An 18,346-nucleotide genomic window follows, 5' to 3' on the forward strand; every position below is an offset into this window, starting at 1 on the left:
TGTATATTTTTTGTTCAGGCTAACCCCTTTAACGAATATCGGCAAGCCCCGAATTAATCGAAGCTTGCAACACTTGCTCTACGTCAGCTAATCCAACATCGCTCACTACTACCGCCTCACCTAAAGCTTTCAGCAAAACAAAGCGCAGACGGCCGTCCATAACTTTTTTATCAACACTCATATGCGTTAAGAACTGATCCACTGTCATGGATTTTGGCGCCGCAATCGGCAACACTGCCCGCGCCAATAAGTTACGCACCCGAGCCACATCTTCTGTGGCCAACCACCCCAGCTTTTCAGACAATTCGGCCGCCAGCATCATACCGGCACCCACCGCTTCGCCGTGTAGCCAATTACCATAGCCTAACTGCGTTTCAATCGCATGGCCAAAGGTATGACCTAAATTCAACAACGCCCGAACGCCACTTTCCCGTTCATCAGCAGCGACAATTCTTGCTTTGTTCTCACACGACCGCTGAATCGCATAAATCAACGCATCGCTCTCAAGAGCAACCAATCGTTCAATATTCTGCTCCAGCCACAATAAAAACTCTCCATCACCTAATAGGCCATATTTAATGATTTCCGCCAACCCGGCTGAAATTTCTCTAGCTGGCAATGTTGCGAGCAAATCAATATCAATGATCACGGCTTGTGGCTGATAGAAGGCACCTATCATATTTTTGCCGAGCGGATGGTTTATGCCTGTTTTACCGCCGACGGAAGAATCGACTTGCGACAATAAGGTGGTTGGCACCTGTATAAAGTTAACACCGCGTTGATAACTCGCCGCCGCAAAACCACACATGTCGCCCACAACACCGCCACCTAAAGCTATTAACGTCGTGTTTCGATTGTGCCTAGCTTGCAATAAACCGTCGAAAACCAAATTCAGGGTGGAGAAATTTTTATGGGCTTCGCCATCAGGTAGTTCGACAAGAGCAACGCGTTTGCCTGTTAAACTAGATTGCAATACATTTTCATACAATGGACCAACTGTCTGATTCGTAACGATGCAGACTTGATCACTTTTAATGTGAGGTAAAAACAGATTCGATTCAGACAAAAGGCCTGAACCAATATAGATAGGGTAGCTACGATCACCCAAGTCAACCTGTACAATCTGCATTTTTACCCCCGAGTTAAAAATCGGAACAATAACAGATTTCGTAATTCAAGGCTGCTTCTGCAGCCTTAGATTAATAGGTCGATCTAACTAACGCTGCCATTTCTTGAGCTACCAATTTAGGCGCACGTTGTTCGGTATCGATAATGTGAGTTGCAACTTCAGCATACAAGGGGTCGCGTAGGGCTAGGAGCTCGCGGATACGGGTCTCAGGATCTGCGACCTGCAATAGAGGTCGACGCTTATCCTTTGCCGTGCGCTCTAACAGTTGCTCAGTAGATGCTGTTAAATAAAACACAATACCTGAAGATTTGAGGCATTCGCGATTTTCTTCTCGCATAACAATGCCACCGCCAGTCGCGATAACAAGTTGGCCTTGTAACGAAAGATCCGCTAAAACAACCACTTCTCTCTGTCGAAAGCCTGCCTCTCCTTCAACATCAAATATCCAAGGAATATCGGCGCCGGTGCGCTCTTCTATTTCTCGATCTGAATCTTTAAAGGGGTAGCCGAGCTGTTGGGCAAGCAGTTTGCCTATAGTGGTTTTGCCGGCCCCCATGGGGCCGACAAGAAAGACCGGACGACTCATTGAGCAAAGTTGTCCGCCATAATGCGAGGTGTAATAAAGATCAACAACTCGGTTTTGTTCTCTCTAGTAACATCCTGACGGAAGGCGCGACCTAAATAAGGAATATCGCCAAAGAAAGGAACCTTGGTAACACCCTTAACTTGCTCAGTCTGAAAAATTCCACCAAGCACAATGGTTTCGCCGTCCGCAGCAAGTACTTTGGTATTCAACTGAGTGACATCAATTGCCGGAATACCCGTTGGCGTAATCTCACCTACGCTGTCTTTATGGATCTGAAGCTCCATAATAATGTGGTTATCAGGCGTAATCTGTGGAGTTACATCCAGTTTCAAGACGGCCTCTTTAAAGGAGGTAGTCGTAGCACCGCTAGACGAAGCTTCCTGGTAGGGGATTTCTGTACCCGACATGATCGTGGCTTTCTGTTTATCGCCAGTAATCACTTTTGGCTGAGACACTACTTCTGCGTGGCCCGAGTCCTCTAGAGCAGACAGCTCCAACGCCAAATAGGTATTATCATCAACAAAAGCGGCAGTAATAGCACCGGCAGGGTTAGCAACACCGAGGTCAATCATCATAGAGTCATTCAGATCAAACTCTATCTTGCCCGTATCGTCCTCATCATAATCTAAGGTCTCTAACGAGCCGGTAAACCGGCCTTGCCCATTATCACCATTACTGAAACCCAATCCACCCCAACGAACACCCAACTCTTCGCGGAAATCGGTATTGGCAATAACAATGCGCGCTTCAATCATGACTTGCCTAATAGGAATATCCACTTCGGCAATAACTTTCTTGAACTCAGTAATTTTTTCTTCAGTGTCAGTCAAAATAATCGAATTAGTGCGCTCATCAACAATAGCGCGCCCACGCTCAGACAGAAGTGATCCGGTGGAATTTCTGTCGCCGCCACTACCGCCACTGGCACCTCCGAAATCTCTGCTACTCCCGCCACTTTCTCGCTTACCCTTAAATAACTCAAACAACTCTTTAGCATTGGCGTAACGCACGCGAATATATTCTGTACGTAAAGGTGCCAACTCTTCTAGTTGCTTTTTGGTCTCAAGCTCTTGGCGTTCGCGTTCAGCAATTTCAGCTGCAGGTGCAACCATCAAAACATTACCAATTTGACGCTTATCCAAGCCCTTAGTTTTTAATACCAAATCCAAAGCCTGATCCCAAGGCACATTATCTAATCGCAAAGTAATGCGACCACTAACGGTATCGGAAGCAACAAGATTCAATTCAGTAAAATCAGCAATTAACTGCAACACCGATCGCACTTCAATATCTTGGAAATTCAATGATAGCTTGTCACCAACAAAGGCAAAGGCCGCGTTCTTAGCTTCTAACTCTTGCTTATTTAGCGGCTTAACACTAATAACGTAGCTATTGTCAGCTTGGTAAGCAATATAATCAAACTGACCGGGGGCTGCGATATCAACCACCGTATTACGACCGTCATAATTCATATTGACTTGAGTGACCGGCGTTGCGAAGTCAGTTACATCCAAACGGCGACGTAACTCTTGCTCTAAAAATGTGTTTATAAAGGTAACTCGAACACCACTGCTCACCTCGTCAACATCCACCTCTAGGTGTGCATCAGAGAGCGTAAAGTACAATTCACCAGCACCTTGCGCATTTCGTTTAAAATCAACATCTGCAACACTGACTCGGCTATTTGAAGGTTTCTCATTTAAACTCTTCGACACACTGGTTTGCTGGGATAATGTCGCACTACTACCAACGTTCGCTTTAGCCATGGAGTCGCCAACATTAGTACCACCAACTGCAAGGATAAACTGGTTCCCTTCGGTCCGAGTTGAATAGGGCTGCAAATCATCAAGAGAAATAATTAAGCGAGTACGCCCGCCGGCACTAACAATGGCTGCATCCTTAGCATTTTCAAAAGATAGTGCATACTTTTTCTGGCTCAGCGCATTATCTGTCTCCGGAAAATCGAGAACAATTCTCGCCGGTTTATCGATGGTGTAGCCGTCAGGGGTTGCGGGTGCGTCGCTAAACTGCAAGTGCACTTCAAAACGTTGACCAGGCAATTCAGCAAACTTAATATCCTGAATGGTATTAGCTTGAACTGCACCAGCACTAAAAATCAAGGTCGCAATCGCAACCACTCTTAACCCCAAACAGGTCAGTGATCTTATTAAATTACTCATGGCTGCTATTCCTTTTCCTCAATTCGTAAGCTTCTAGGTCTTTCTATCCAACCATTTAAGCCATCTGACACTATTTCTAAAAACTCAATTTGAGCCTGATTAATTGAAATCACATGACCATGGTTACGGCCAATATAATTTCCTTGTCGCACGCGATGCACACCACCTTTGTCATCTGAGACTAGTGCCCACAAGGTGCGATCTTTCTCAATAGTTCCCACCATTTTCAACACACTAACAGAGTAATTTTCGAGATGTTCGCGCTCCCTGTTGAAATCAGGCTGGATTTTCTTGCCGGCCGAACGCAACAGCTGCTGCAACTCAACAACAGGCCGATCAAACGGGCTTCTAAGTAACATCGCACCGTAATTAAATGCCTCATAAGGCCGGAACGCGGGAACTGGATCTACTGGGCCGGCTTGCCGAGCTTTTACGCTTGCAACATAAGCTCGCAAATCAGAATCATCGTGCACACTACAGGCAGACAACCAAAGACAAGCACCTAAAAGAGCAATACGATTGATAATTTTCATTATTGCTCTCCCTGTGATTTATAACGATAAGTTTTAGCCGAAATATTCATCTGAAGGAATGTACCTTCTTTATTAGGCTCAATAAGATAATCGTGCAAGGTCACAATACGAGGCATGCTGGAAATACCCGAAACAAAAGCACCAAAGTCGTGGTATCCGCCTTGTACGACAATTTTAATGGGTAACTCAATATAAAACTCGGCAGCAACCTCAGGTTCCAACTTAATACTGTCAATCGACAAGCCACTTGAAGAACCTTTTTCATCAATATCTTCTAGCAAACCCGGAACTTCGGTATCGCTCGGTAACTGAGAGACCAAAGCACCTAACGACTGCTCCATTTCAACCATTTGCTGGCGATAAGCTTCAAGGTTCGCAGCTTGTTCACTTTTATCTTCAAAAGACTTCCTCAGCTGCATTTCTTGCGCCGCAGACGAAGCGAGTTGTATTTCGAGATCCTTGACGAAAAGGAAGTAAGTCAAAGCGACAATTGCTACCGCCAACACCACGGCCAGCATGGCCTTAACCCATGCAGGCCATATGCCTACCTTTTCCCAATCGACATCGCCTATATCAAAATTCTGTATTTGCTCAAGAGCATCTGCAAACGCCATGATTATTTGCCTTCCTCTTGCTCTGACTTCGGCACAGCGGTACGCACCGACATACTAAATTTATTGGCCAACTCACCTTCCTCAGGTGCTGCTGCCACCGAGGTTAGATTTGGTGACTTAAACCATTCTGACTCATCTAAATTTCGCATTAACGAGGAAACTCGATTGTTTGATTCTGCAATGCCGGATATATCTATTTTGTCGCCTGTGCGCTTCAAGCTTAAAACGAAAACACCGTCAGGAATAGCGCGGGCCATTTCGTCAAAGTACCGCACTATCACAGGTCTTGTGCCTTGCAAGCCTTGAATTACACGCATGCGATCTATCAATTCCGCTTTGCGCTTCTTCAGGTCGCGAATTTCAGCAACTTGTTTTTCTAATTGCTGAATTTCACGCTGCAAAGTTGCATTGCGTTGATTCTGGAATTCAATATCTCCCTCAACACTAGCAACCCACATATACGCGAGTGCAGCGGCAATAACTAACACACCACCGAGGATGGTGAAATACTCTTGTTTTTTCTCTTGGCGGTATTGATCGCGCCATGGCAATAAGTTTATGCGTGACATTAGTCTTCAAAGCTCCTCATTGCCAAACCGGTTGCGATCATCAATGAAGGGGCATCAGCCGCCAGCGCTACCGCATTTACTTTAGGTGAAACAGACATACTGGAAAAAGGGTTAGCAATTGTAGTCTGCGTACCTAACTTTTCTTCAATCAATTCAGCTAGACCGTCCATCGCCGCAACACCGCCAGCCAATACAATATGATCGACATCGTTATATTGGCTAGAGGAGAAGAAGAACTGCAGTGAACGAGTCACCTGCTGAACTACCGACTCTTTAAATTGAAGCAGCACTTCGGTTTCATAGTCATCAGGCAAACCGCCCTGTTTTTTAGCTAGGCCGGCCTCTTCAGCTGACAAACCATAGCGGCGCTGAATTTCTTCAGTCAGCTGCTTACCGCCGAAAAGCTGCTCGCGGGTATAAATGGTTTTACCTTCGAGCAACACACTTAACGTCGTCATGGTTGCACCGATATCTAGAATCGCCACCACCTGATCAGAATCATCTTCGAATTGGCGCGCGACCAAAGAGAATGCGCGCTCCATGGTATAGGCTTCTACATCCACGACTTTTGGAATTAACCCAGCCTGCTCTAGCACCGCCGAGCGAAGATCGACATTCTCACGTCGACAAGCCGCCAACAGCACTTCCACCTGATCCGGGTTGCGCGGCGACGGGCCTTGCACCTCGAAATCAATAGCCACTTCTTCAAGCGGGTACGGGATGTATTGATCGGCTTCTAAGGAAATTTGCGTTTCCATAGCATCGTCGGAGAGCCCAGACGGCATTTCGATCAATTTGGTGATGACCGCAGAACCGGCTACAGCAACCGCTGCAAACTGAGTTTTGCATTTAGCCTGCTGCGCGACCTTCTTGATCACATCGGCCACCACTTCCACATCGGCGATATTTTTCTCCGATACGGCATTCGGCGGCAGCGCCCGCACAGCGTAGCTTTCAACGCGGTATCGCTCACCCTGACGGGAGAGCTCAAGTAACTTGACCGACGTGGAACTAATATCCAGGCCGATTACCGGTTTTGTCTTTTTCTCGAGAAATCCCAAAATTCCCATTTTCCTATCAATTTCCGTAACTTACAGACAAGTTATGTTATAGCACTTTAACTTAAGCCTGCAACAATAGTGGCAATATGTAAAGCCCGTAAAAGCCCGTATAATGGCGGGCAAATTGACAAGGCCACCTAAGCTACTAATTCCTATGGAAAAAATATCCAAGAACTACCGCACAGTTCGCCTAATTTGCTGGCTACTACTGGCCGGAATCAGCGCCACAGCCCTCTCGACAGGCGGGCTTTACCTTTATCTCAGTCCAAAACTACCCTCTGTTGAGGCGCTTAGGCAGATAAAATTCCAAACGCCGCTGCGCATTTACTCCGCGGACGGCAAGCTTATTGGTGAGTTTGGCGAGAAGCGGCGCAGCCCCATTCGCTACGATCAGATACCTCAAGCTTATATCGACGCCATACTCGCCGCCGAAGACGACCAATTCTACAAACATCACGGCGTGTCCATTAAAGGACTTTTGAGAGCAGCTTCACAAATATTGCAAACAGGCCAGATTCAAGGGGGGGGGAGCACCATCACAATGCAGGTGGCGCGCAATTTCTTCCTCACCTTTGATCAAACCTTCCTGCGCAAAGCGAACGAAATTTTGCTGGCGATCAAAATTGAGAACGAGCTCTCAAAACCAGAAATTTTAGAGCTATACGTCAACAAAATTTACTTGGGCAATCGAGCCTACGGTATCGAGGCTGCGTCTCAAGTCTACTACGGTAAGAGCATAGACCAACTTAACCTCGCGCAACTGGCGATGATTGCGGGCCTGCCCAAGGCACCATCGCGTTTCAACCCCATCGCCAATCCGCCGAGGGCGACGATTCGACGAAACTGGATTCTCGGGCGCATGCTAGAGCTGGGTAAAATTGACCAAGCACAATATACCGAAGCCCTAAACACCCCGTTAAGCGCGCGCTTCCACGAGTTAGCACTGGACTTGAGTTCGCCTTATGTGGCCGAAGTCGCACGCCAACAGGTGATCGACTTTTACGGCGAAGACGCCTACAGCGACGGACTCAAGGTATACACCACCATCGATACCAAACTGCAGGAGACAGCTCAAAAGGCCGTGATTAGCGGGCTTCTCACCTACGATGCTCGACATGGCTACCGAGGGCCAGAAAAAACGATCAAACTCAATGAGGCCATTAGCGAGGCCCCAGAAAGAGATAAGGCTTACCTAGAAGAGCTGAGTAAAGTCCCTGTGCTCGGTGGGCTACACCCAGCCGTCATCACCGACGTGCTCGAACAAAGCGCCTCGGCACTGCTCAGCGACGGCAAAAAAATCACCCTCGAGTGGGAGCAGGGCCTGGCAAGTGCGCAGCGCTACATCAATGAGGATCGCGTAGGCTCACCGCCTAGCAAAGCCAGTCAAATTCTAAGTGAGGGTGATTTGGTGAGGTTATTACCGCTCCCAGATCAACAGTGGCAATTATCGCAGGTGCCCGCGGCGCAATCGGCTTTGGTTGCACTTAACCCCGAAGATGGCGCCATTGTCTCGTTGGTCGGCGGCTTCGACTTTCGCCAAAGTCACTTCAACCGAGCGGTACAAGCTGAGCGCCAACCTGGCTCGAGCTTCAAACCCTTTATCTATACCGCAGCACTGGAAAGCGGCTTTACACCAGCCACGCTGATCAATGATGCCCCCATCGTCTTCGAAGACGCCAGCCTCGAGGGCACTTGGCGTCCGGAAAATGACAGCGGCCAATTTTTAGGTCCAACCCGCATGCGCCAAGCGCTCTACCAATCGAGGAACCTAGTTTCAATTCGCATACTGCGCTCCATGGGCATCAGGCCCACTATCGAAAAAATGGCGCGCTTTGGTTTCGATACCAGCAAACTACCGCGCGATCTATCCTTGGCATTGGGCAGCCACGCGGTTACCCCCCTGCAAATTGCCACCGGTTATGCCGTATTTGCCAACGGGGGCTTTCGCGTACAGCCCTATTTGGTGAAATCCATCGCCGATGTTAAGGGCGATATCATTTTTGAAGAAAACCCGCTGGTCGCCTGCCGCCTCTGCCCTGAACGACTAACAAGCCAACACGGCGTTGAAGCGGAAATCGCAGAAAGCATCGAAGAAGAAGCCGAAACCCTGGACGATTTACTGGCACAAAGCGCACCTACGCCAACCTCATCCGAAGAAACAGTGAGCACCAAACCACTGCGGCTGGCCAAGCGAATCCTCGATGAGAGAGACGCTTTTATCATCGACTCGATGCTGCGCGATGTGGTGAAAAAGGGCACGGGCAAAAAAGCCATGGCGCTAGGCCGCGATGATTTAGCGGGTAAAACCGGGACCACCAACGGCCCAAGGGACGCCTGGTTCTCCGGCTACAACCACCAATTAGTGGCCACGGCTTGGCTGGGCTTCGATCAAAACTTTAATTTAGGCCGGCGCGAATACGGTGGTTCAGCCGCGCTACCTGTGTGGATCGACTTCATGAGCGTCGCGCTCGACGGTATGCCCGAAGCCCACCGCCGCCAGCCGGACGGCATTATCACCGTGCGTATTGACCCAAAAACTGGCAAACGCGCTCAGCCCGGCAGTAGCGGTGCGATATTTGAAATTTTCAAAGCCGAGAACGCGCCGGAGGAATCCAACGGCATTCACTCACAACAAGAATCCTTGGACGATAGCGACGAGACGTTGCCGGAGGAGCTGTTTTAAACTGATGCAAAAAAGGGGCGAAAGCCCCTTTTTTATTACCTACTCACACTACTGCTATTTCACTTTATATCCTGCAACCCGCGCAGTGGGTAATGTGAAGGAAAGGGCAAATGAGCAACACCGGTATCCACCGCGGCTTGCGCCACCGCGGCCGCCACTCGGCCTAACAAGCGCTCATCAGTAGGTTTGGGGATGATATATTCAGGCCCAAAACTCATGGCTGCGCCGCCGTAGGCCTTGCTGACATCGTCAGTTACGGTCTCTTTTGCAATGCTGCGAATAGCCTCAACGGCCGCTAATTTCATCGCCTCGTTGATGATGCGCGCGCGTACGTCCAGAGCGCCGCGAAACAAAAAAGGGAAACACAACACATTATTAACCTGATTCGGGTAGTCCGATCGGCCAGTCGCCATAATCAAATCTTGACGCACTTGGTGCGCCAACTCTGGGGCAATCTCAGGGTCGGGGTTAGAACAGGCAAACACAATTGGCTTAGCGGCCATTTTCGCCAGCTGCTCAGCACTCAATAAATTTGGGCCGGACACACCGAGGAACACATCAGCGCCGTCGATAGCATCATCGAGCGTGCGCAAATGGGTTTTATTGGCAAACTGCGCTTTGTATTCATTGATATCATCGCGCCCGGCATGAATCACGCCCTTGCTATCAAGCATGGTGATATTTTCTCGCCGCGCGCCGGCCGATATCATTAGATTGCAGCAGGCGGTGGCCGCGGCCCCGGCCCCCAAACACACGATCCTGACTTCAGCGATGGATTTATGTTGTATTTCCAACGCGTTCAACAAGCCCGCCGTGGTCACAATAGCGGTGCCGTGCTGATCGTCGTGAAACACTGGAATATCACACAGCTCTTTCAGTATCCGCTCAATCTCAAAGCACTCTGGCGCCTTGATATCTTCGAGGTTAATGCCTCCAAAACTGAGAGCTATATTGGCAACGGTATCGATAAAAGCCTGCGGGCTATCGGATGACACTTCCACATCGATGGAGTTAATGCCAGCAAAGCGTTTAAACAACAGGCACTTGCCTTCCATGACCGGTTTCGAGGCCAAAGGCCCTAAATTACCAAGGCCTAAAATTGCACTGCCATCAGAGATAACAGCGACAAGATTACCTTTACCGGTATATCGGTAGGCATTCTCTGGATCTCTCGCAATTTCGCGCACTGGCTCAGCCACACCGGGGCTGTAGGCTAATGATAAATCTTCCTGTGTTTCCGCAGGTTTGGACAACTCTATACTCAACTTTCCCGGAACCGGAAAAGCATGGTAATCAAGTGCCGCTTTTTTGCGTGACTCTCGTGACGCTGTTGACTCTGACATGGTTGCAACCGCCATTTTTTTTGTTTTTAATTGTTGTCTCTCGTAGGGAGCGCAAGGATACAGGCTTGCTATAGCCCCCTCAAGCAGACAGCCGGTGAGACCTAGATTGTTTCGAGGCACTAATGCACGCGTATTGCATAAGGGGTACGCACCTGCAGCTTCCAAGGTGCGTAGCCTTTTTGCAGATGATCGGATGTGTTAGAACGATCCACCACCCAGCCCTCAACCTCAACCTGACTCGCCACGCTAAAGCCAGATGGAAAATCGTTAAAAAAGCCGAGATCTTGTTTTTTAACTTGAATCGCTAACACACCGTCGAGCTCAAGCCAGTAATCACCAGCGCGGGTTTTAGTGATTTTAGAAACGGTGCCGCTAACCCGCTGAAACCCAGAGCGGGATAACTTTCCCGCTGCGATAGCTGGGTTTGTGGACCAAACACCCAATTTCGCACTCTTTGACCCTGCTGCCACGCTGAAGTAACAAGCTGCTTGTGCCAAATTGGGTGGCACAGCAAGTGGCATAGCCAAGCCTTGGGCGAGTAGATCTTCCGCCAAACTTCGCCCAGAGCCATCCAACAGATGCGCCAACCAACGGCCATAGCGATCCTTGCGCTCGCGATCAAATACCAAAAACACATCATCGCGCGCACGCAACCAATGCGTAACGTAGGCTGTCGCCTCGCGTGCAAAAGCGTGATCACCGTCGCCCTTGTGATCTAACTCTGGCGCGTTGATATTAAGCAAGCGCACCTTGCGCCCATCCACCAATTGCACGGTATCGCCATCGTATACACGGGTCACCTTCACGGCGTCTAAACCTACGACAGCGGCGGACGTAAAGCAGCCCGCCCACACCTCGCCCACCAACAACAGGTATAACAGTAAGAAAATCCGCATCGTCAGCCCTCGGCTTGCATATGACTTGAGCTTAAACCAAATCGGGCGTGTATTGTTTCAAGCACAAGCCCACAAAACCAACAGGCACAAAAAAGCCGCGACTCGCGCGGCTTTTTCACAACGTAAACGCTTAGCTTATTTGGCAGTGCCACGGCCAGCGAAACGCTTCTTGAAGCGGTCGATACGACCACCGGTGTCGGCAACTTTCTGCTTACCGGTGTAGAATGGGTGACATTCTGAACAGATATCAACGTGGAAGTCTTGACCCAGTGTTGAGGCTGTTTCGATTTTGTTACCGCAGCTGCAGCTTGCAACAACAGGTACGTAATTTGGATGGATATCAGCTTTCATTTCGAAGTTTCCCAGTGTGTGCCGCCACCCGATCTTGTGCCGGGCACCGCACAAAGGTTAATGTTAGCGGTTTCAAGGATCGCGCATACTACCAGAATCCATCCGCCTGACAAGCGCTATTGTGTAATTTTTCAACAGGTCGCCACGGCGCAAAACCCTCTTTCATGCTAGAACACACCATCATCCGCGTCGCTGTGCCAAGCCCATTGCGGCGCCAGTTCGACTATTTATTCCCCCACACCTTTGGCTCTGCTGTGCCTGGTCAACGGGTACAAGTGGCTTTCGGCCAGCAACAATTGATAGGTATCATTACCGAGCTACCCAAAAGCTCCGACCTACCGATAGATAAACTTAAGCCCGTATTGGCCTTGATCGACAGCCAACCCCTATTCGATGCAAGCCTACTACAGCTATGTCTGTGGGCTGCCAACTATTATCAACACCCGGTTGGCGAAGTGCTGCATGCGGCACTGCCAGCGCTGTTGCGCGCCGGTGAACAAGCCAACTTGCCGACAGAGACCCGGTGGCAAATTACCGTGCAGGGCCTTGGCTTGCCGGAGGGCGCCCCCAAAGGCGCCAAAAAACAAGCCAACTTACTCACCTTTTTGCGCAATGGCGCCAGAACCCCAAGCGAAATCGAGCAAGCAGGCTTCAGTCGCGCCATTCTCAAGGCGCTTAGCGACAAGCAATTAGCCGAAGCCATCGAAATAACCGAAACGCAGACTTTTAATGGCCCTCTTAGTGAGTTAGCGCTCACTTTAAACCCGGAGCAAAGCACCGCACTGAAAGCCATTAAACCCACTGGCTTTTCCACCAATCTATTGGATGGCGTAACCGGCAGCGGCAAAACAGAAGTTTATTTGCAAGCCATAGCCCAACAGTTGGAAGCAGGCCGGCAAGCCCTCGTACTCGTGCCAGAAATAGGTTTAACGCCGCAAACCGTCGCGCGCTTTCAGCGCCGCTTTCATGTGCCCGTGGGCATCTTGCATTCGGGCGTGGCCGACGGCGGCAGAAACTCGGCTTGGCTACGCGCCAGAGCCGGCTTAGATCGCATTATTATCGGCACTCGCTCGGCCGTATTCACTCCACTAAAACACCCCGGTATTATTATCGTCGATGAGGAGCACGATAACTCTTACAAACAACAGGAGGGCTTTCGCTACTCAGCCCGGGACCTCGCGGTTTACCGCGCCCATCAGCTGCGCATTCCTTTGCTCATGGGCAGCGCCACGCCGTCGCTAGAAACCCTTAGCAATGCCCGCAGCGGCCGCTATCAACACCTAAAGCTCACCCAGCAAGCGGCCAGCGCGCACAGCACAAAGGTCATAGCTATCGATATACGCGGCCAGTATTTGCAAGAAGGCCTTGCCAGCCAGAGCCTAGAAGCCATCAAAGGTGCAATAGCCAAGGGCGAGCAAGCACTGGTATTTATCAATCGACGGGGGTTTGCGCCGGTCATCATGTGCCATTTTTGCGGTTGGCAGGCAAAATGCCCACGCTGCGATGCGCGCATGACGCTGCACCGCCAGCCCTACCACCTGCACTGTCACCACTGCGATCACCAGCGCCGAGTACCGCAGCAGTGCCCCGACTGCAAGGCACCAGAGTTACAGCACATTGGCCAAGGCACCGAGCGCACCGAGGAGTTTCTCAGCAAGCTACTACCCAGCACCCCCATCTTGCGCATAGACAGAGATTCCACTCGCTCGCACAAACAACTCAATAGCATGCTCGATCAAATTGCCACGGGCGAGCCCTGCGTCTTGGTGGGCACTCAAATGCTGGCCAAAGGGCACCACTTCCCTAAGGTGTCAACGGTTGTCATTTTAGAAGCCGATGGCGGTTTGTTTTCCGCCGATTTTCGCGCCACCGAAAAAATGGCCCAGCTCATTGTGCAAGTTGCCGGCCGCGCCGGCCGCGAAGCCTTACAAGGCCAAGTGTTCCTGCAAAGCCACCACACAGATCACCCCTATTTACAGCTGCTGCTCAATCAGGGTTACGCGGCCCTCGCCGATTGTTTACTGCGCGAGCGCCAAGTGGTGGAGCTACCGCCCTTCAGCGCTATGGTGCTGTTGCGCGCCGAATCGAAACGCCCGGAGAACGCGCTGGCGTTTTTACAACAAGCGCGCGCCAAAGCCGAAAGCCTACAGGCGCCCAGCCCACAATTTCGCTATTTGGGGCCGCTGCCGGCCAGCATGGAGAAGCGCCAGGATAGATTCCGCTTCTTACTGCAGTTGCAGGCCAGCTCTCGGGCACATTTACAACAATTCCTGCCCCAATGGCTGGCGCTAATTGAGCAAATGGCCTTGAGTAAACGGGTGCGCTGGAACCTAGACGTCGACCCTCAGGAAACCCATTAGCCGGATAAGCTACCGCCGTCTCTCAGCAGCCACCCTCAATTCGCCTCTAGCAAGGGCGTCATGCATAGGGGCGCCGATCTGCGTGGCGCCCATATGCATGGCGCCCATGTGCATGAAGCCAACATTCCTTTACAATGCCGGCCCACCTTTTGTTGTAATCAGAGCCATGACCCAAGATTTCGCCAACCGCAAACGCCGCAAACAACCGAGTAAGAAAAAATCTGACGTACCCGGCTGGGTATGGCTATTCACCGGTGCAGTACTGGGCGCGTTCGTCATGTTTTTGGTGTATCTCTCCGATCAGCCGCCAAGCAAGGCCAAACCGGCAAAAGTTACCTCGGCACCACAGGCAAAGGAGCCGGAAAAAGCCGTGCCCAAGCCGCGCTTCGACTTTTATAAGCTGCTGGAGGAAAGCGAAGTTGTGGTGGAAACGCCCGAAGAAACACGCAAACAATTAGAGCAACAAAGCACCGACAAAGTGGAATATTTGCTACAGGTCGGCTCGTTTAGAAAATCCGAAGACGCCGACAGCGTCAGAGCCAAACTGATTCTGCTTAACATGGATGCCAAAGTCGAAAAAGTCACAGTGAAAAGTGGTGAAACTTGGCACCGCGTTATTGTTGGCCCCTTCACCAACTCATCGGCTATGGCCAACGCGCGCAGCACCTTGGTATCCAATCGGTTCGACACACTGTTACTCAAGCGCAAAGCTGGCTAGGTTGAATTACCACTAAAGCACCCCCACCTAGGAAGTTCACACTCAGCATTCATCTGAAGGACTTCCCGTGACAACCATTCTTTCTGTGCGCCGCAACGGCACCGTCGTGCTCGGCGGCGACGGCCAAGTTTCCCTTGGCAACACTGTCATGAAAGGCAATGCCCGCAAGGTCCGCCGCCTGTACAACAACCAAGTGTTAGCAGGCTTTGCCGGCGGCACTGCCGATGCGTTCACCCTGTTCGAGCGCTTTGAAGCCAAACTTGAAGCCCACAACGGGCAGCTCGTCCGCGCCGCGGTAGAGCTGGCCAAAGATTGGCGCACCGATCGCGCCCTGCGCCGGCTCGAAGCACTTCTCGCAGTGGCCGACAAAGACGCCTCGCTGATAATCACCGGCAACGGCGACGTGATACAGCCAGAAGATGACCTCATCGCCATCGGCTCTGGCGGCCCCTTCGCGCAAGCTGCGGCACGGGCACTGCTGGATAACACCGAGCTGGACGCCAAAACCATCGTCGAACAAGGCTTGCAAATAGCCGGCAGTATTTGCGTGTTTACCAATAACCACCTGACCATCGAAGAATTAAGCCAGAAGTAGCGAGCCCTATTATGTCCAATATGACGCCAAGCGAAATTGTTCACGAACTCGACCGCCATATCGTTGGCCAAAAAGATGCCAAGCGCGCCGTTGCCATCGCCCTACGCAACCGCTGGCGGCGCATGCAACTCAATGATGATTTGCGCCCAGAAGTCACGCCAAAAAACATTCTTATGATTGGGCCTACAGGTGTGGGTAAAACGGAAATAGCACGGCGCTTAGCCAAACTCGCCAATGCACCTTTCGTTAAAGTGGAAGCCACCAAGTTTACCGAAGTGGGCTACGTTGGCCGCGATGTAGATTCCATCGTGCGCGACTTAGTCGACGTATCGATCAAGATGTACCGCGAACAGGCCCAAGAAAAAGTTAAATACCGGGCCGAAGAAGCCGCCGAAGAGCGCATTCTCGACGTGCTGCTGCCACCCGCGCGCAATGCGGACGGCGAGGCAGAATCAAAAACAGACTCGGGCACGCGGCAAATTTTCCGTAAAAAGCTACGTGAAGGGCAACTCGACGATAAAGAGATCGATATCGACGTAGCCGCCACCAAAGTAGGTGTTGAGATCATGGCGCCGCCGGGCATGGAAGAAATGACCAGCCAGCTGCAAAACATGTTCTCGTCAATGGGCAAAGACAAAAAGAAAAAAGCCAAGATGACTGTTAAACAAGCCTTTAAGCAGCTATGCGATGAAGAAGCGGCAAAAATGGTCAACGAAGAAGAATTGAAAGCCCAAGCGATTGAGGCAGCCGAGCAAAACGGCATCGTCTTTATCGATGAAATTGACAAGGTGGCCAAGCGCGGTGGCACCAGTGGCGCCGACGTGTCGCGCGAAGGGGTGCAGCGGGATTTACTGCCACTCATCGAAGGCAGCACGGTTTCCACCAAGCACGGCATGATCAAAACCGATCATATTCTCTTTATCGCCAGCGGCGCCTTTCACTTTTCCAAGCCCTCAGACCTGATTCCCGAGCTGCAGGGCCGCCTGCCGATTCGCGTCGAACTGAAAGCCCTAACGCCGGAAGACTTCGAACGCATTTTGACCGAGCCAACGGCGTCGCTCACCGAGCAGCAAAAAGCGCTGATGGCCACCGAGGGCGTCGATATCACCTTTACGCCAGACGGCATTAGGCGCATCGCCGAGACCGCCTATCAAGTTAACGAAAGAACGGAGAATATCGGCGCAAGACGGCTACACACTGTGATTGAAAAGCTCATTGAAGAGATTTCCTTCGAGGCCGGTAGTCAGGCTAAGGCGGTTACTATCGATGGTGCCTTTGTCGATTCGCAACTGGGCGCGCTGGCGCAAGATGAGGATCTCAGCCGTTTCATTTTGTAAATACACCTCAGATAAGCCCCAGCAAACGGAGGCTCAGCCAACTGAGCCTCCGCCTACCCAGCCGCAAACTAAAGTATCCCTGCACCAAGCCGCTAACCTAATCTGAGCGTAGGAAGCCGTGAGCTGTCTACACTGTTGAAAGCATCTCAAAGAAAGGTAGCCGCATGCATCGCCGCACCCATACCGGTCAAAGCCTGACCAAGCTCACAATTATAGTCACCAGCGTACTCGCATTCGTCTATCTGCTCGCCTGTGCCCTGCTGGTTTCGGCAAACCCGAGCAAAGCTACCCTGTTAACCTGCCTTGCGGGTATGGCCCTCCTGCTCATTATCAGCGCCACCTTTTTCATGCAGACCCGAGTCACCAGCCGGCTCAACACGATGGCGGATTTTTTAGTGTTAGTCGCAGACCCCAACAAGGCTCCGTCCTCATCCCTCAAGGATGACAGGAACGACGAACTCAGCTTCGCCGCTAACCTGCTCTCGGATTTTGTGGAGCACCTTCGACACATCATGGAGGACGTTCGGGTAGGGTCGCGTCAGCTAGCCAGTTTTTCCCAAACACTGGCACAATCGATGGACAGCACATTTAAAGAAGTCGACAACGAAACCCGCGACATAGAACAAGTTACCGCGGTCATACATCAAGTTGCCGCTGCCTCTCAGGCGCTATCTCAGCGAGGTCAGGAAATCAGTGCCGCGGCGGGCACCACCGTAGACTACTTAACCGAAGGCACCAAGGCTTACAGCGCCAGCAGAGATTCCGTGCAAACCTTAAGTAACAATATTCAAAACATTGCGCAAGATATCGATCACCTCAAGCAGCAAAGCGCAGAGATTGGTACCGTGCTAGAAGTGATAGGCGGCATTGCCGAGCAAACCAATTTATTGGCCCTCAATGCCGCGATTGAAGCGGCGCGCGCCGGAGAACAAGGTCGCGGCTTCGCCGTGGTCGCCGACGAGGTGCGGGCGCTGGCACATCGGACTCAGGAATCAACGGTGCAAATTCAAAAGACAGTGGCCGACCTGCAGGCCAGCGCCAACCACGCGGTAACAGGTATCGCCAATTGCAGCGAGCTCAGCGAGTCCAGCTTACAGCAAAGCCTTGCGATGGAAAAAGTCATCAATAAGGCGCGCGAATCCACCAGCATTGTGAATGAGCTCACCCACCAAATCGCCACAGGCACGCAACAACAGCAAGATGCCACCAATACGATTAATACCCGCATGAACCACATCAATGAGATCAGTAAAGCCGTGTGCCAACAGTTAAAAACCACCTCATCACAAGCGTATGCACAACAAGAGGAGGCACAAAAAGTCGACAAAGCCCTCAATCAAATCTGTGTTTAAGCGCCAAATCTCGGTTTTGCAGCCCTTACAGCCAGTTAA

At 51.0% G+C, this 18,346-nt stretch carries 16 protein-coding genes; 6 read left to right on the forward strand and 10 right to left on the reverse strand.

What is annotated here, in order from left to right; translation table 11 throughout:
• Positions 1–28: 28 nt before the first annotated feature.
• The 7 genes from aroB to ACGHTT_RS15950 form a co-directional block, all read right to left on the reverse strand.
• A complete protein-coding gene (aroB, locus tag ACGHTT_RS15920; protein WP_390591921.1) occupies positions 29–1,129 on the reverse strand; it encodes a 3-dehydroquinate synthase in 1,101 nt (366 codons plus the stop codon).
• Between the two features lie 70 nt (positions 1,130–1,199).
• Positions 1,200–1,715 carry a shikimate kinase AroK gene (gene aroK / locus ACGHTT_RS15925; RefSeq protein WP_390591922.1) on the reverse strand — a complete coding sequence of 172 codons (516 nt, stop codon included), beginning with the start codon at positions 1,713–1,715 and terminating at the stop codon, positions 1,200–1,202.
• Entirely contained in the window at positions 1,712–3,895 is a 2,184-nt protein-coding gene (locus ACGHTT_RS15930; protein ID WP_390591923.1) for a type IV pilus secretin PilQ, read from the reverse strand. The genes aroK and ACGHTT_RS15930 overlap by 4 nt, the downstream gene beginning before the upstream one ends.
• A 5-nt stretch (positions 3,896–3,900) precedes the next feature.
• The gene (locus ACGHTT_RS15935; protein WP_390591924.1) at positions 3,901–4,428 is read right to left on the reverse strand and encodes a pilus assembly protein PilP; all 528 of its coding nucleotides are present in this window, start codon (positions 4,426–4,428) and stop codon (positions 3,901–3,903) included.
• Positions 4,428–5,042: a type 4a pilus biogenesis protein PilO gene (locus ACGHTT_RS15940; protein WP_390591926.1), complete on the reverse strand. Its 615-nt coding sequence runs from the start codon at positions 5,040–5,042 to the stop codon at positions 4,428–4,430. Before ACGHTT_RS15940 ends, ACGHTT_RS15935 begins: the two co-directional genes overlap by 1 nt.
• A 2-nt stretch (positions 5,043–5,044) precedes the next feature.
• Positions 5,045–5,611 (reverse strand): PilN domain-containing protein, encoded by a 567-nt coding sequence (locus tag ACGHTT_RS15945; RefSeq protein WP_390591927.1) that lies wholly within the window; start codon positions 5,609–5,611, stop codon positions 5,045–5,047.
• Positions 5,611–6,681 carry a pilus assembly protein PilM gene (locus ACGHTT_RS15950; RefSeq protein WP_390591929.1) on the reverse strand — a complete coding sequence of 357 codons (1,071 nt, stop codon included), beginning with the start codon at positions 6,679–6,681 and terminating at the stop codon, positions 5,611–5,613. The genes ACGHTT_RS15945 and ACGHTT_RS15950 overlap by 1 nt, the downstream gene beginning before the upstream one ends.
• Before the next feature lie 145 nt (positions 6,682–6,826).
• Between ACGHTT_RS15950 and ACGHTT_RS15955 the strand changes: the two genes are divergently transcribed.
• Positions 6,827–9,355, forward strand: a complete 2,529-nt coding sequence (locus ACGHTT_RS15955; protein WP_390591931.1) for a penicillin-binding protein 1A — start codon at positions 6,827–6,829, stop codon at positions 9,353–9,355.
• Positions 9,356–9,414: 59 nt separating this feature from the next.
• On the opposite strand, the gene ACGHTT_RS15960 is transcribed toward ACGHTT_RS15955, so the two are convergent.
• The 3 genes from ACGHTT_RS15960 to rpmE all read right to left on the reverse strand — a co-directional run bounded on the left by ACGHTT_RS15960 (position 9,415) and on the right by rpmE (position 11,945).
• Positions 9,415–10,698 carry a malic enzyme-like NAD(P)-binding protein gene (locus tag ACGHTT_RS15960; RefSeq protein ID WP_390591932.1) on the reverse strand — a complete coding sequence of 428 codons (1,284 nt, stop codon included), beginning with the start codon at positions 10,696–10,698 and terminating at the stop codon, positions 9,415–9,417.
• Positions 10,699–10,817: 119 nt separating this feature from the next.
• Positions 10,818–11,594, reverse strand: coding sequence for a thermonuclease family protein (locus ACGHTT_RS15965; protein WP_390591935.1), 777 nt, complete (start codon positions 11,592–11,594; stop codon positions 10,818–10,820).
• A 135-nt stretch (positions 11,595–11,729) separates the two neighbouring features.
• Positions 11,730–11,945 carry a 50S ribosomal protein L31 gene (gene rpmE, locus ACGHTT_RS15970; RefSeq protein ID WP_290259175.1) on the reverse strand — a complete coding sequence of 72 codons (216 nt, stop codon included), beginning with the start codon at positions 11,943–11,945 and terminating at the stop codon, positions 11,730–11,732.
• A 164-nt stretch (positions 11,946–12,109) separates the two neighbouring features.
• Between rpmE and ACGHTT_RS15975 the strand changes: the two genes are divergently transcribed.
• The 5 genes from ACGHTT_RS15975 (at position 12,110) to ACGHTT_RS15995 (ending at position 18,307) form a co-directional block, all read left to right on the forward strand.
• Positions 12,110–14,305: a primosomal protein N' gene (locus ACGHTT_RS15975; protein WP_390591936.1), complete on the forward strand. Its 2,196-nt coding sequence runs from the start codon at positions 12,110–12,112 to the stop codon at positions 14,303–14,305.
• Positions 14,306–14,417: 112 nt separating this feature from the next.
• Complete coding sequence (locus ACGHTT_RS15980; protein ID WP_390591938.1) at positions 14,418–15,023, forward strand: SPOR domain-containing protein; 606 nt, start codon at positions 14,418–14,420, stop codon at positions 15,021–15,023.
• Positions 15,024–15,090: 67 nt separating this feature from the next.
• Complete coding sequence (hslV, locus tag ACGHTT_RS15985) at positions 15,091–15,618, forward strand: ATP-dependent protease subunit HslV (protein WP_290259179.1); 528 nt, start codon at positions 15,091–15,093, stop codon at positions 15,616–15,618.
• A gap of 11 nt (positions 15,619–15,629) precedes the next feature.
• Positions 15,630–16,955, forward strand: coding sequence for an ATP-dependent protease ATPase subunit HslU (gene hslU / locus ACGHTT_RS15990; RefSeq protein WP_390591939.1), 1,326 nt, complete (start codon positions 15,630–15,632; stop codon positions 16,953–16,955).
• A 164-nt stretch (positions 16,956–17,119) separates the two neighbouring features.
• Positions 17,120–18,307 carry a methyl-accepting chemotaxis protein gene (locus tag ACGHTT_RS15995; RefSeq protein WP_390591940.1) on the forward strand — a complete coding sequence of 396 codons (1,188 nt, stop codon included), beginning with the start codon at positions 17,120–17,122 and terminating at the stop codon, positions 18,305–18,307.
• The last annotated feature ends 39 nt before the right edge of the window (positions 18,308–18,346 follow it).

Source organism: Simiduia litorea (genome assembly GCF_042853465.1).
Taxonomy (GTDB): domain Bacteria; phylum Pseudomonadota; class Gammaproteobacteria; order Pseudomonadales; family Cellvibrionaceae; genus Simiduia; species Simiduia litorea.

Excerpts from the sequence above, each read along its gene's own strand:
- aroB (WP_390591921.1), bottom strand. The coding sequence starts at position 1,129 with ATGCAGATTGTACAGGTTGACTTGGGTGATCGTAGCTACCCTATCTAT.
- aroK (WP_390591922.1), bottom strand. The coding sequence starts at position 1,715 with ATGAGTCGTCCGGTCTTTCTTGTCGGCCCCATGGGGGCCGGCAAAACC.
- ACGHTT_RS15930 (WP_390591923.1), bottom strand. The coding sequence starts at position 3,895 with ATGAGTAATTTAATAAGATCACTGACCTGTTTGGGGTTAAGAGTGGTT.
- ACGHTT_RS15935 (WP_390591924.1), bottom strand. The coding sequence starts at position 4,428 with ATGAAAATTATCAATCGTATTGCTCTTTTAGGTGCTTGTCTTTGGTTG.
- ACGHTT_RS15940 (WP_390591926.1), bottom strand. The coding sequence starts at position 5,042 with ATGGCGTTTGCAGATGCTCTTGAGCAAATACAGAATTTTGATATAGGC.
- ACGHTT_RS15945 (WP_390591927.1), bottom strand. The coding sequence starts at position 5,611 with ATGTCACGCATAAACTTATTGCCATGGCGCGATCAATACCGCCAAGAG.
- ACGHTT_RS15950 (WP_390591929.1), bottom strand. The coding sequence starts at position 6,681 with ATGGGAATTTTGGGATTTCTCGAGAAAAAGACAAAACCGGTAATCGGC.
- ACGHTT_RS15955 (WP_390591931.1), top strand. The coding sequence starts at position 6,827 with ATGGAAAAAATATCCAAGAACTACCGCACAGTTCGCCTAATTTGCTGG.
- ACGHTT_RS15960 (WP_390591932.1), bottom strand. The coding sequence starts at position 10,698 with ATGTCAGAGTCAACAGCGTCACGAGAGTCACGCAAAAAAGCGGCACTT.
- ACGHTT_RS15965 (WP_390591935.1), bottom strand. The coding sequence starts at position 11,594 with ATGCGGATTTTCTTACTGTTATACCTGTTGTTGGTGGGCGAGGTGTGG.
- rpmE (WP_290259175.1), bottom strand. The coding sequence starts at position 11,945 with ATGAAAGCTGATATCCATCCAAATTACGTACCTGTTGTTGCAAGCTGC.
- ACGHTT_RS15975 (WP_390591936.1), top strand. The coding sequence starts at position 12,110 with ATGCTAGAACACACCATCATCCGCGTCGCTGTGCCAAGCCCATTGCGG.
- ACGHTT_RS15980 (WP_390591938.1), top strand. The coding sequence starts at position 14,418 with ATGAAGCCAACATTCCTTTACAATGCCGGCCCACCTTTTGTTGTAATC.
- hslU (WP_390591939.1), top strand. The coding sequence starts at position 15,630 with ATGTCCAATATGACGCCAAGCGAAATTGTTCACGAACTCGACCGCCAT.
- ACGHTT_RS15995 (WP_390591940.1), top strand. The coding sequence starts at position 17,120 with ATGCATCGCCGCACCCATACCGGTCAAAGCCTGACCAAGCTCACAATT.